At 69.0% G+C, this 12,566-nt stretch carries 9 protein-coding genes; 6 read left to right on the top strand and 3 right to left on the bottom strand.

From position 1 onward, the window contains the following. The 3 genes from D7X32_RS39120 to D7X32_RS39130 form a co-directional block, all read left to right on the top strand. Positions 1 to 822, top strand: an 822-nt coding sequence (locus D7X32_RS39120; protein WP_120607620.1) for a metalloenzyme, incomplete at its 5' end; no start/stop codon positions are given. Between the two features lie 11 nt (positions 823 to 833). Continuing rightward, positions 834 to 1,805: a hypothetical protein gene (locus tag D7X32_RS39125; RefSeq protein WP_120607621.1), complete on the top strand. Its 972-nt coding sequence runs from the start codon at positions 834 to 836 to the stop codon at positions 1,803 to 1,805. Between the two features lie 38 nt (positions 1,806 to 1,843). After that, the gene (locus D7X32_RS39130; RefSeq protein WP_120607624.1) at positions 1,844 to 4,936 is read left to right on the top strand and encodes an alpha amylase C-terminal domain-containing protein; all 3,093 of its coding nucleotides are present in this window, start codon (positions 1,844 to 1,846) and stop codon (positions 4,934 to 4,936) included. Here the strand turns inward: D7X32_RS39130 and D7X32_RS39135 are convergent. From D7X32_RS39135 to D7X32_RS39145, 3 genes are all read right to left on the bottom strand, one after another. Then, complete coding sequence (locus D7X32_RS39135) at positions 4,933 to 6,636, bottom strand: TldD/PmbA family protein (RefSeq protein ID WP_120607625.1); 1,704 nt, start codon at positions 6,634 to 6,636, stop codon at positions 4,933 to 4,935. The genes D7X32_RS39130 and D7X32_RS39135 overlap by 4 nt on opposite strands. A 133-nt stretch (positions 6,637 to 6,769) precedes the next feature. Continuing rightward, on the bottom strand, positions 6,770 to 8,089 hold the full coding sequence (locus D7X32_RS39140; protein ID WP_120607626.1) for a nucleotide sugar dehydrogenase: 1,320 nt from the start codon (positions 8,087 to 8,089) through the stop codon (positions 6,770 to 6,772). A gap of 72 nt (positions 8,090 to 8,161) precedes the next feature. Beyond that, positions 8,162 to 10,237 (bottom strand): alginate lyase family protein, encoded by a 2,076-nt coding sequence (locus D7X32_RS39145; RefSeq protein WP_208752690.1) that lies wholly within the window; start codon positions 10,235 to 10,237, stop codon positions 8,162 to 8,164. 208 nt (positions 10,238 to 10,445) lie between these two features. On the opposite strand from D7X32_RS39145, the gene D7X32_RS47690 reads away from it, so the two are divergent. From D7X32_RS47690 to D7X32_RS39165, 3 genes are all read left to right on the top strand, one after another. Continuing rightward, complete coding sequence (locus D7X32_RS47690; RefSeq protein WP_279635656.1) at positions 10,446 to 11,471, top strand: histidine kinase dimerization/phospho-acceptor domain-containing protein; 1,026 nt, start codon at positions 10,446 to 10,448, stop codon at positions 11,469 to 11,471. Between the two features lie 124 nt (positions 11,472 to 11,595). Continuing rightward, entirely contained in the window at positions 11,596 to 12,240 is a 645-nt protein-coding gene (locus D7X32_RS45170) for a hypothetical protein (RefSeq protein ID WP_147450443.1), read from the top strand. Positions 12,241 to 12,254: 14 nt separating this feature from the next. Continuing rightward, positions 12,255 to 12,443, top strand: coding sequence for a hypothetical protein (locus D7X32_RS39165; RefSeq protein WP_199724589.1), 189 nt, complete (start codon positions 12,255 to 12,257; stop codon positions 12,441 to 12,443). Positions 12,444 to 12,566 lie beyond the last annotated feature (123 nt).

The raw sequence follows: 12,566 nt of genomic DNA on the forward strand, positions 1-12,566 counted from the left end.
CCCATCCTCCCCCACGGCGGCGTGGGCCTTCCCGTGGACCCCACCTTCGGCGTGCCCGGCCGGCCCCAGTCCGCCTCCAACCAGACGGCCATCCTCACCGGAGACCCCGCCCCCGTCCTCGTGGGCGGCCACGTGCTGGGCTACCCCAACACCGCCCTGAGGGACCTCCTCGCGGAGCGCTCCATCGTCCGGCGCCTCAAGGCCGCGGGCCGCACGGCCACCTTCGCCAACGCGTACCCCGCGCCGTACCTGGATGCGCTCGGCGTTCCTCGTCGCCCGTCCACGTCCCCGCCGGAGTTCACCCTCTCCGAACGCGCCGCGCGCAAGGTGCGCCCCTCCGCCGCGAAGCTCGCCTTCGCAGCGGGCGGCGAACCGCTGCGCACGCTGGATGACGCGCGGGCGGGCGACGGCCTCACCCACGACATCACCGGCGCCAACGCGCGCGCGTACGGACTGGACGTGCCCCACCGCACGCCGGGCGAAGCCGCGGCCCTCTTCTGGCGCATCGCCGGGCAGGCGGACTTCACCTTCTTCGAGCACTACCTCGCCGACGAAGCAGGCCATGCGCAGGACTTCACGGCGGCCCGCCTGGCGCTCGACACCTTCGACGCCTTCCTGCGCGCCGTGGCCGCCACAAGGCCCGACGACGCACGCGTGTTGGTATGCAGTGACCACGGCAACGTGGAGGACCTGTCGGTTCGAGGACACACCGTGCACGCCGTGCCCATGCTCTACTTCGGCCCTTCGGCCCCGGAGGTAGCGTCTTTCTCCACCGTCGCGGATGTGGGCCGCGCCGTCGTGCGCTGGCTGGGCGCGAACTAAAGGGACGTGGGATGCGGGTGGGCGGTACCGGACGATGGAGCCAGCTGCCCGCCCTGCTCGCGGTGACGGTCCTCCTTTCCGCGTGCGCCTCCATGACCCAGAAGGCCGTCAACCCCGACGCCACGCTGGCGCTGCCCGGCGGTGAGTTCCGCTTCGCGCACGCCGCGAAGGACGCCCAGGCCGCGGACATGGTCCGCCGCGCGGTGGAGAACGCCGGGCCCCGCCTGGCCCGCTGGGGCACGTTCCAGGAGCCCGTCACCCTCGTCATCCACCCCAACCACGCCGCCCTGGAGCGCGCCGCCCGCCGCTCCGGCTATGACTTCCTGCGTGCCTGGGCCCGCTACGAACAGGTGGAGGTCCAGAGCCCCCGCACCTGGACGAGCGCCGGCGCCACCCAGAAGCAGGTGGACGAGCTGCTCCTGCACGAGCTCACCCACAGCCTCATGTGGCAGACGTCCGCCACCGTGTCGGACTGGACGCGCAAGGGCATCCCCCTGTGGTTCAGCGAGGGCATGGCCTCGTACACCGCCAGCCAGGGCTACCGCGTCCCCAGCCTGGAGGACCTGTCCCGCTTCCTCCACGAGTACCCCCAGGCGGATCCGCTCGCGCGCGCCGAGTCCCTCTACGAGACCGAGAACGCCACCGTCTACGGCGCCGCCCACCACGCCTTCACCTTCCTCATGGAGCGCTACGGCGAGTCGCGCGTCCGGGGCGTCCTCACCGCCATGCGCCAGGGCCAGGACTTCACCGGCGGCTTCCAGCAGTCCATCGGCCTGCCCGTGGACGCCTTCCTCCGCGACTTCCGCCGCTACGTGTTCCTGCGGGGCTTCAAGGGGGGCCGGCTGACCCCACCCCTGGGCCGTCCCCGCCCGGAAGGTCGCGGACTTCCTGGGAATCCCAAGCTCCCAGCGCCATCCACCCCACATTCGCCCACTTCCACACCTCCGGACACAACTCCGGAGGCCCCAAGCCCGACAAGTTGAGCAAGCCCGCTATGCGTGGGCCGCCGGAGGATTGCCCCGTGACTGATTCCAAAATCAACCGCCCGAAACTCACCTCGTCGCCCACCACGGGTTCCTCCGCCGCCGATCCCGCGAAGCTGGCCGCGCAGCAGAAGGCCGCCGCCGCGAAGGCCGCCGCCGTGAAGCGCAACCAGTCCGGCTTCGAGTCCGCTCCCGCCACGGGCGCCCGTACTCCCGTGGCCGGCACCGGCAACCTGGCCCGCTCCGCCAACGCGAGCGCGCTGCTGGGCGCCGCCCCCACGTCCGCAGTGAAGTCGAACGCGACGGTGGCGAACCCGACGACGCGCACCATCACGTTCACGTACGACGCGGGCCCGCACGCGGAGCTCACCCACCCGAAGCTCAAGGGCAGCTGGGACGCGGACGGCCGCTTCAACGCGCAGTGGTCCGGTGGCGGCATCCCCATGAAGCCGCTGGGCAACGGCAAGTACGAGGCCACGGTGAAGGTGGCGGACGACGGCCTGGCGCGCAACTGGGAGTGGGGCGTCAGCGTGGACGGCCCGACCGGCAAGGACCAGTGGGCGGTGATGGGCGAGGGCAACCTCAAGCTGGACCTGTCCAAGTCCACCGCGTCCTATTCGCCCACGACGTACCACTCGATGGGCGCGCAGCGCTCCGGCCAGGACGTGTCGTTCAAGTTCTGGGCGCCGGACGCGCGGGCTGTCCAGGTGAAGGTGACGGACAAGCAGGGCCGCGAGCAGCGCATCCCCATGACGCGCGACGAGGGCGGCAACTGGACCGCGCAGGCCAAGGGCGCGTGGGCGCAGATGGAGGGCAAGGCCTACGTCTACGAAGTGGTGGACTCCACGGGCGCCACCAGCGACCGGCCGGACCCCTACGCGCGCCGGATGATGGGCGAGCAGCGCGGCCTGGACCGGCTCTTCCTGGACCCCACGCGCGGCAAGGAGGTGGACCGCTACTTCACCGGCGCCACCGGCCTGATGCGCTTCGACGTGGACGACGCCGAAAACGCGGACAGCGCGTACCTGGTCCTCAAGGACGGCGACGGCAACCCGCTCAACAAGGCGCAGCTCCAGGAGCGCCTGGGCAAGTTCGACGACACCCTCGTCGACAAGCTGCGCGGCGGGAAGTTCAACGACTTCTGGTCGCGCAACGTCACCGACGACGGCCGCATCAAGATGACGAACGAGGGCGGCGCGTGGACCACGCTCGTCAACGACCCGGAGAAGCTGGCGGGCCTGCGCTACGAGTTCCAGGTGTTCGACAAGGACGCGCAGGGCAAGCTGCACCTGCGCGACGACGTGAACAACGACGGCAAGCTCTCCGACACGGAGCGCCTGGCGTCGTCGGAGAACGACCCCTGGAGCGACCTCATCACCCAGAGCAGCGGCGTGTCCTTCCGCGGCTCCATCCTCACCGACCCCACGAAGTTCCAGTTCAAGAACGACGACGTCCCGCGTGAGAAGGACCCGTCGAAGTGGACGGTGTACCAGCTGCACGTGGGCAGCTTCCTGGGCGAGGCGGGCAACTCCAACCGCTCCACCATGGAGGACCTGATCAAGAAGCTGGATTACTTCAAGGAGCTGGGCGTCACCACGCTGGAGCTGCTGCCCACCAACGAGGTGGAGGGCGCGCGCAACTGGGGCTACCTGGGCGTGAACAGCCTGGCCACGGAGAGCTCCTTCGGCTTCGAGGACGAGTCGGGCCAGTGGGTGGAGGGCGATGAGGCCCTCAAGCGCTTCATCGACGAGGCCCACGGCAAGGGCCTCAACGTGGTGTCGGACGTCGTCTACAACCACGTCTTCGGCGACTACAACGGCCTGTGGAACGTGGGCGGCCCCAGCAACCCCTACTTCAACTGGTCCAAGGAGCCCGGCAAGTTCGAGCAGCGCGACACGCCGTGGGGCTCCGTGCCCGCGTACGACACGCCGCAGGTGAAGCAGCTCTTCGTCGACCACGCCGTGCAGCAGGTGGCGGAGCTGAAGTTCGACGGCCTGCGCTTCGACTTCACGGAGCCCATCAAGGGCGTGGGCGGCAAGGCGGGCTGGGACATGCTCCGCGAAATCAACCGCCAGGTGCACTTCATCAACCCGGACGTGTGGACCGTGGCGGAGCAGTTCGACTACGACCCGGCCATCTCGCGCCCGGCGCAGCCGGACGGCACGGGCGGCGGCTTCGACGCCCAGTGGTACACGGAGTTCCAGCACCGGCTCATCAACGACAACAGCAAGCCGGGTCTGGTGCAGGCCGCCGCGCGCGGGATGAAGACGGACGTGGACGCGTTCGTGAACCTGATGACGTCGCCGCGCGGCCTGGACAGCTGGAAGAACGCGCTGTCCATCATCTCCAACCACGACGAGGTCGGGAACGCGCAGCGCACCATGAACACCGCGGAGGGCGAGAAGGCCACCGACTTCCCGGACCAGTGGACGCGCGGCGCCGCCCGCTTCGCCGCCGGCATCGGCATGGCCGGCCCCGGCATCCCCATGTTCTTCCAGGGTGACGAGTTCGGCGCCCAGAACGACTTCCGCTGGGGCAACCCGTCCACCTGGGACAGCGACTGGAGCTGGCAGGACGTGGGCCAGGGCGTGGACTTCGGCAAGGTGACCTTCAACGACGCCACCAAGGCCACCTACGAGCGCCTCTTCGAGCTGTCCCCGGACGCGCGCGCCAAGGACAGCGCGTACAAGGCCTTCTCCGCGGACGACAAGAAGCTGTTCTCGGAAGTGGCCGCCCTGCCCGCCTCCGAGCGCAAGGACGCGATGCTGGACGTCACTCGCCGGCAGTCCTTCAGCTTCTACAAGGACGCCATCGGCCTGCGGAACAGCAGCAACGCCTTCAGCGCGGCGGCGGAGGTGAAGCGCGTCTACACCCACAACGACGACAGCGTGATGGCCTTCACGCGCAAGTCGGGCAACGAGGAGTTCCTCGTGGTGGGCAGCCTCAACAAGAAGAACCTGGAGGGCTACTCGCTGCCGCTGCCCCCGGGCCAGTGGAAGGAAGTGCTGAACAGCGACGCCGCGGCGTACGGCGGCAGCAACTTCGGCAACTACGGCGCCACGCTGAACGGCGGGAACACCCCGGTGAACATCCCCTCCGCCGGCTACGTGGTGCTGAAGAAGGTCGGCTAGCGCTTCGAGTCCTGTCCGGCCGCTCCCTTCGACGGGGCGGCCGGGCTGGGCAAGAGCGGCGGCCGGTCCTTGCCCTCCATGGTGCGCTGCAGCTCCAGCTCCTGGAGCAGCACCGCGGGCGCCACGGTGGACACGGGCACGTTGCCGCTCTCCGCGCCACAGAAGCCGTTGAACACGCCCAGCCGCTGTCCCGTGGCGAGGATGCGGTTCACCGACGACAGCGGCGTGCCGACGATCTCCACGCCGCGCACCAGCGACTCCTCGCCCGTCTTCACGTCCACGCGGTACACCATGCGCGGCACGCCCTTGAAGGCCTGGTAGCCGAAGCTGGACGTGTTGGTGTTGCCGCCGGTGATGTCGCGGATGATGAGCCCGTAGGGCTTGCCCTGCCGCTTCGCCTCCGCGACGAGCAGCTTCTTCAGCTCCGCGTCACTCACCTGCTTCGTGCTGTCCACCAGGAGGTTGGCCATACGCGCCACCGGCTGGAGCGTGCCCTGTCCGCGACCGTGGCCGTTGGACTTGGGGAAGCCCTCCACCGGGTGACGGCTCATCAGGTAGCCCTTGAGCACGCCCTTCTCCACCAGGCTCACCGGCTGCCCCTTCACGCCCTCCTCGTCGTAGAGGTAGTAGCCGTTGAGCGGCTCGCCGTTCACCTCGCGCTTGGACGGATCATCCCGCAGCGACAGGAAGGCCGGGAGGATCTGCTTGCCCTCCTGTCCCTTGAACGTCTTGCCGTCGGTGTCGCCGTCCTGCCGGTCCGCTTCCAGGCGGTGGCCCAGCGTCTCGTGGAAGAGCACGCCCGCGGCCTCCGGCGCCAGGATGGCCGGGCCCGCGTACGGGGTGATGGCCGGCGCCTGCCTGAGCGCGAGCAGCTCGTCGATGACCTTCTGCGCCGCCGCGTGCACCTTCGCCTCGTCGGGCATCCCCGCTTCGGTGGGCAGGTAGAAGCTGCGCGAGTTGTCCAGCAGCTGCCCATCCGGCGCGCGCGTCACCGCGGAGACGTGGAACGCGTACAGCGTCTCCTCCGTGATGAGGCGCGTGCCTTCCGACGACACGAACAGCCGCGTGGCCTTGTCCGCGGTGATGCGCACCTCTGAATCGAACAGCTCCGGATGCGCGTTGAAGCGCGCGGACACCTCGCGCGCCACCCGGCGCCACTTCTCGCGGTCGAACGGGAACGCCACCGGCGGCTGCACGTAGGTGGCCGGCGTTTCCTTGGAGAAGGACGCGGGACGCTTGGGGTCCTCCACCGTGTAGACGTCCTCGCCCTTCTTCTTCAGGTACTGGAAGAGCGCGGCCTTGTACTTCTCATCCGTCACGAGCCACAGCGCCGTGCGCAGCGCGAGCGGCGAGTCATCCAGCGGCCCGTCCTTGCGCGAGGTGAAGCTGGAGCCCTTGCTGGTGCTGAAGCCGAAGTCGAGCGAGTCCGCCACGGAGCTGTCGTAGTCGTAGCTGCCCACGCGCACGTCCACGCCCAGCTTGCGCTCGCGGTAGTCGTCGTCCTGGAACAGCGCCCCGTAGCGCGCGATGAGCAGCCGCGACTCGTAGTCCTTCACGCCGTAGCTCAGGAAGTACGGCGCTTCGTGGCCGTTCACCTTGAGCTGCTGCTGGTTGCGCTGAAGCTCCGTGCCCATCGCGTCCAGGAGCAGGGCGCGAGGGTCGGACGCGGGCGCCGCGCCCATCAGGAGGGACGCGGCCATGAACAGCGGGAACAGGGGACGGGAGGCGCTGGGCACGCGCGCACTGTAGCCAGAAACAGGGCGAGGGCCCTCCCCTCACGCGCGTGGCGTGAAGCGAGGACCCTCCTGCCCGCATGCTCTGTTCGCTACGGGCTTATGCCTTGACGATCTTCTCGCGGCCCTGCGTGACGGCCTTGGTCGCGTTGCGCGTGTCGACGACGATGTTCGAGCGCTGGACCAGCTCGTTGTAGTCGATGTGCGAGTGGTCGGTGAGGATCATCACCGCGTCGTACTGGTTGAGCGTCTCCGGGTCGAGCGGGACGGACTTCATCTCCATGTTGAAGCCGTGGCCCTTGTGCAGCTCCTTCACGAACGGGTCGTGGTAGCTGATGTCCGCGCCCTTCTCCTTGAGGAGCGTCATCACGCGCAGCGACGGGGACTCGCGGAAGTCGTCGATGTCCTTCTTGTACGCCGCGCCGATGCAGAGGACCTTGGCGCCGTTGAGCACCTTCTTGTTCTGGTTGAGCGCCTCCATCGTGCGCTGCACCACGTAGTACGGCATCTGCCAGTTCACCTCACCGGCCAGCTCGATGAACTTGGTGTGGAACTCGAACTCGCGCGCCTTCCACGTCAGGTAGAACGGGTCGATGGGGATGCAGTGCCCGCCCAGGCCGGGGCCCGGGTAGAACGGCTGGAAGCCGAAGGGCTTGGTGCTGGCGGCCTGGATGACCTCCCAGACGTCCACGTTCATGCGGTCGCAGAGCATCTTCATCTCGTTGACCATCGCGATGTTCACGCAGCGGTAGATGTTCTCCAGCAGCTTGGAGAGCTCCGCCACGCGAGTGGAGGACACCGGCACCACTTCCTTCAGGGCGCTGCCGTAGAGGGCGACCGCCACCTCGAGGCATGCGGGCGAGTAGCCGCCGACGACCTTCGGAATGGTCTTGGTGTTGAAGCCCTTGTTGCCCGGGTCCTCGCGCTCGGGGCTGAAGGCCAGGAAGAAGTCCACGCCCGCCTTGAGGCCGCCCTTCTCCAGCAGGGGCTTGAGGATCTCCTCGGTGGTGCCCGGGTAGGTGGTGGACTCCAGGATGAAGAGCTGGCCGGGGCGCACGTACGGCGCCAGCGCCTCGCCCGTCTGGATGATGAAGGTCATGTCCGGCTCACGCGACGCGGTCAGCGGCGTGGGGACGCAGATGATGACGCAGTCAAGCTCGCGGGACTTCGCGAAGTCGTTGGTCGCCTTGAGCTTGCCGGCGTTGGTGAGCTCCGCCAGCGGCCCGCTGGGGATGTGCTTGATGTAGCTCTCACCCTTGCCAATCTTGTCGATCTTGCGCTGGTCCACGTCCAGCCCCGTGACCGGGAAGCCCGCTTCCGCGAAGGCCATGCCCAGCGGAAGACCGACGTACCCGAGCCCCACCACACCGACCTTCGCTTCCCGATTCTGAATCCGACCCAGCAACGGGTTGCCAACCATCACGCGCATTGTCGTTACTCCCCAGCAGTTGACGTGCGGCCTCGCCGGCTCACACGTCCCGACCCACACCAATCACCTGAAGACGAACACCCACCCCAACCATGCCGGAGGCGTCAGCTGCCTCCGGAACTCCACCGACACCGCCGGCACCACGCGCCCATACCCGGGCGAGTAGCGAGACGGCACGAGCGAGGTCTCCAACCCCCGCCCGAAGAGCACCCAACCCACGGGCGCCTCCGCCGGTCCAATCTCAAGAGCCCGCGCATCGAAGGCCTCCGGCCCTTCCTGCACGCGCCCTGCCCGCGCCATCACTTCCGCCGCGGGCTTGCACCACCGCGCCTGCCCGTCGGGCAGATGCAAACGTCCGACCACCTCATGATGGCCCGTGCCGACGAGCCGGTCTCCCACGGCCAGCGCACGCACGTGCCGGTCGAGGAAGAAAGTCCTCTCAATCCCTACCGGGGACGGCAGGTGGCGGTAGCCGTCGTGGCGCACCACCAGCCGGTCATGCTTCGCGCCGGGCTGGAAGGCCACGACGCGAGCCCGGGCATCCTCCGGCAGCGCGAACAGCCGCGCCGGATCCAACGGGGCCTGCTCCGCCCCATCCACCTGAAGCGTGTTGTGCGCCGCGGTGCTCCGCATCGCGTTGCGCAGGGCCGGATCCCGCGTGTACGAACCCGTGCCGGGGTCGACGATGACGGGACGGCCATTGAAGTGAAGCTCGAAGGAAAGCTTGTCGTTGTGGCTGTGTCCTCCGACGCCCCGCTGCCCCTGTTTTCCGGCCGAGACGGTGAGCACGACACCTTCGCCGCGCAAGATGTGAAAGCCACCTTCCGCAAAGCTTACAGACGCAGGCGCCGGAGCCACGGGCAGCGCGTTGAAACGCACGAGCCCCGCGTCGCCCAGAAGCCACGCCGCCTCGTCGGGAAACACGCCGCCGCCCAGGCCCGCGTCGTTGAAGAGCGCCGCGCCCAGCCCCGCGAGGTAGCCGTGATCGCCGTCCTCGCGCTCCTGGAACGGGAACACGCGGCCGCTGTCGTTGTCGCCAATCTGCGGCGCCAGACCGGACTCCGAAGACCAGGCGCGGGCCGCGACGAACATCAAGCGCAGCCGCGCTTCGTACGCGGGCCCCAGCGACACGCCCGCGCCGCGAGCGACGAGGAAGGCCAGCGTGAACAGCTCCACCGACAGACGGTGATAGGGAATGGAGCCCTCGAAGGACGTGCCTTCAGGGTGGACCTGCGCGTCCATCTGCGTGCGCAGGCCGTTGGCCGCGAGCGCCACCTGCCGGGGCGCACCGGGCAGCTCCGGGAAGAGCGCCCCCACCACCGCCAGCCCCACGTAGTTGGAGACCAGATGGTTGTTGGGCACCGCGCTGGTGTCCTCCAGATGGGCCTCCACCCACGCGCAGTGCTCCGCGAGCGCGCCCAGCACGGGCACCAGGAACTCCGGACGGCGCACCTCCGGCCGGTCCGCGAACATCACCAGCGCCTGCGCGACGTTCGCCGCGCGCAGGCCAATCTCCATGGCGCACGTCCAGTGGACGCCCATGCCCACGGGGTTCGCCTGCAGGAAGTCCAGCGTCTGCACGACGAAGGCCGTGGCGAAGCGCGAACGCTCGGCCTCGGTGTCCGCCACCCACGCGCCCTGGGCCAGGGCCACGACGCTGTCCAGCCGGGCCATCACCCACGGGTACTTCGGATCCATGCCCGTCACGTGCAGCGGCATGCGCTCCACGGGATCCACCGGATAGTGCCGGCCACTCACCGGCTCCAGGGACCAGTCCACCGGCTTGCCTTCACCAAAAGAGACCTGCGTACCGAAGACGTCCCACTCCTGACGGAGCGCCCGCGCGGCGCGCTCCAGCGTGCGCGCCTTCGCGCCCGGAAGCCTCTCGATGGCGGCGCGAGCGGACCCGCGCTGCGACAGTTCGCACCACGCCCGCGAGGTGCGGTGATCGAGCGCCAGCGTCACCAGGTCCTCGGCGCGGGTGGCGCCGAAGGACTCCAGCAGCTGCGCCTCGTCCACCTGCTCGCGGCGGCGGTAGATGGCCTGCCGTGCGACGCCCTGGACCCGGCGGACCGCGCTCTTCGCGAGCGCCCCAGGCGCCATCCGAGCCATCGTCGCGTAGTAATCGAGAGTACCCATCCGCCCCTTCCCGCCCTGCCTGACGGGGGAAGCTGATAGCAAGCGGCTGGCCAAAACCTTTTCCCAGCAAGAGCAAGGGTTTGGCTCAAGGGTACTGCCCGGATGGCGGTAAAAATGTCCGCTCTCCCCGATCACGATGGGTAAAGGATTGCTGCCTGACGTGGAAAGGAAGTGCTCCGCGTTGGAGCCGTTGCGCCTCCATGGAGGCATGACCATTCCTTGGCGCGTGCGGGCTGGGGCTTGGATGGGGCGGCGCATCGAGGACGACCTCGATGCCAGGATGGAAACGACGCTGACGGCGGTGGCCGAGCAGGCGCTGCGCGGAGGAACGCGCGCGGGCCTGGAGGCTCTGCTGAAGGCGTCATTGCGGCTGACCGGTGCGACCGGCGCGGCTCTCTATGAAGGACGCCTGTGCGTGATGAAGGTGGGGAACGTCCCCGCCCGTCGCGCGCAGGCCACGGACAAGAAGAAGCGTCCCTCCGTATTGGAGGTGTGGCCCGCGCCGCTGACGACGTCGCAGCGGAGCGTGGTGGCGCGCTTCAGCGCGTTCGCGCCGGCGCTGCTCGCGGCGCATGCACGCGAAGTGGCCCAGGGCGCGCGGCAGGCCCGGCTGCTGGAAGCGAAGCTGCGGCTGGAGCGCACCGTCATGGCGCAGGACAAGCGGCGCTCGCGCGCATCGCACGACCTGCGGACGCCCCTGATGGTCATCAAGGGCTACGTGGACATGATGCTCAAGGGCACCGGGGGACCGCTGAGCGCGCAGGCACAGCGCTACCTGGAGCGGATCGCCAAGGTCTCCGCGGATCAGAAGGACCTCATCGACCGGCGCCTGTCGCCACCCGTGCCGGGCCTGGAGGACCTGCGCCCCGTGCTGGAGCACGCCTTCGCTCCCGTGAAGGGCCGGGCCACCCCCACGCTGACGCTGCCCGGGGAACGGACCGTGCCGGTGCGGGGCACCCGGGCGGACTGGGAGCTGTTGGCGCGCACCCTGGCGAAGGGCACCGCTGGCGCCGTGGCCGTGGACGTCCACCTGGGCCCGGCCCTGGAGGCCTCCCAGTGGCTGCTGCGCGTCCAGGCCTGCCCTGGCGCGGCCCTGACGGCGCGCACCCAGGCCGTGCTCCAGCAGCTCGCGGGACGCCTGGGAGGCACGCTGGCCGTGGCCGTGGAGCCCCGGCTGGAGATCACCCTGCTGTTGCCGGGGGATGACGCCTTTCCCGTACCCGCCCACCGTTGAGGGTATGAGAATGCGGGAGACGTCGGGCCAGCACGCGAAAGGTAGGCGGAGGTCGCAACTCGCCTACTCGTAACTGCGATAAAAGGGAAAGCGGTTTTCCTTCCTGCCCCCGAAGGTCTCCCCCATGAAGCTCAACCGAAGCTCGAGCGTGCGCTCCACGAAGTCCGACTCGGCGCTGCCTGGCACGCCGCAGCCGCCGCGCCGCAGCAACTCCGTGGATTCGAAGCCCAACACGACGACGTCGTCCTCGACGCCGGCGAAGCCCACCCGGACGAACTCCGCGCCCCCGACGGCCAACCGGCCGCCCAGCGACGTGTCCGCCGGCAGCCCGTCACGCACCCGCCCGCGCAACCCGGAAGGGGCGGCGAGCGTGAACAACGCGCAGGCGAGCGGCGCGAAGAAGCCCACGAACAACACCGAGATCCGCGCCTGGTACAAGCAGCAGATCGCAGGCATCCCCGCGAACGACGCGAAGCTCAAGGCGCAGGGTGCGTCGCTGGAGGACCGCGCGAAGGCGGCGCACGCCATCCGCCACGAGGCCCGCGTGGGCGCGCGTGAGTTCATGGGCACGTTTGAATCCGCGCTGCTCAAGGCGCGCGACTTCTTCAAGTACGGCCGGCTGGACGGCCCCTCGTTCGACCAGCTCGTCGGTGAGGCCAAGAAGAGCGGCTTGAGCGACGCGCAGGCGTACGACAAGATCATCAACAGCTCACAGCGCACCAACCAGGCCGTGGACAACGTCTACGCCAAGCCGCAGGCAAAGCTATGACCGCTGATCAACTGATGAAGCAGAAGCTGGAGTGGGTGAAGACGTCGGACCCGCTCCACCCGCTGCGCACCAAGGCGGAGGGCAAGGAGCTGCGCCTGCGCATCGGCGACTTCCCCGAGGAGTCCATGTACACGCTTCTCGTCGACGACCAGGAGGTCACCGAGTTCGACGACTGGCCCAAGGCGTGGGTCCGCCCGCGCTAGCAGGGTGTTGAGAAACCCCTCCGAGGGATCGACACCCCGCACCGTGACGTGGTGTCCTCCGCGCATCGGAGGCAGCGATGCGCGGACGGCCCAAGCAGCAGACGACGCTGTTCAGCTTGAGGA

The organism is Corallococcus carmarthensis (assembly GCF_003611695.1).
Classification (GTDB): domain Bacteria; phylum Myxococcota; class Myxococcia; order Myxococcales; family Myxococcaceae; genus Corallococcus; species Corallococcus carmarthensis.

Coding starts and splice junctions, on each gene's coding strand:
- D7X32_RS47690 (WP_279635656.1), top strand. CDS start 10,446: ATGACCATTCCTTGGCGCGTGCGGGCTGGGGCTTGGATGGGGCGGCGC.
- D7X32_RS45170 (WP_147450443.1), top strand. CDS start 11,596: ATGAAGCTCAACCGAAGCTCGAGCGTGCGCTCCACGAAGTCCGACTCG.
- D7X32_RS39165 (WP_199724589.1), top strand. CDS start 12,255: ATGAAGCAGAAGCTGGAGTGGGTGAAGACGTCGGACCCGCTCCACCCG.
- D7X32_RS39140 (WP_120607626.1), bottom strand. CDS start 8,089: ATGGTTGGCAACCCGTTGCTGGGTCGGATTCAGAATCGGGAAGCGAAG.
- D7X32_RS39135 (WP_120607625.1), bottom strand. CDS start 6,636: ATGGCCGCGTCCCTCCTGATGGGCGCGGCGCCCGCGTCCGACCCTCGC.
- D7X32_RS39125 (WP_120607621.1), top strand. CDS start 834: ATGCGGGTGGGCGGTACCGGACGATGGAGCCAGCTGCCCGCCCTGCTC.
- D7X32_RS39145 (WP_208752690.1), bottom strand. CDS start 10,237: ATGGGTACTCTCGATTACTACGCGACGATGGCTCGGATGGCGCCTGGG.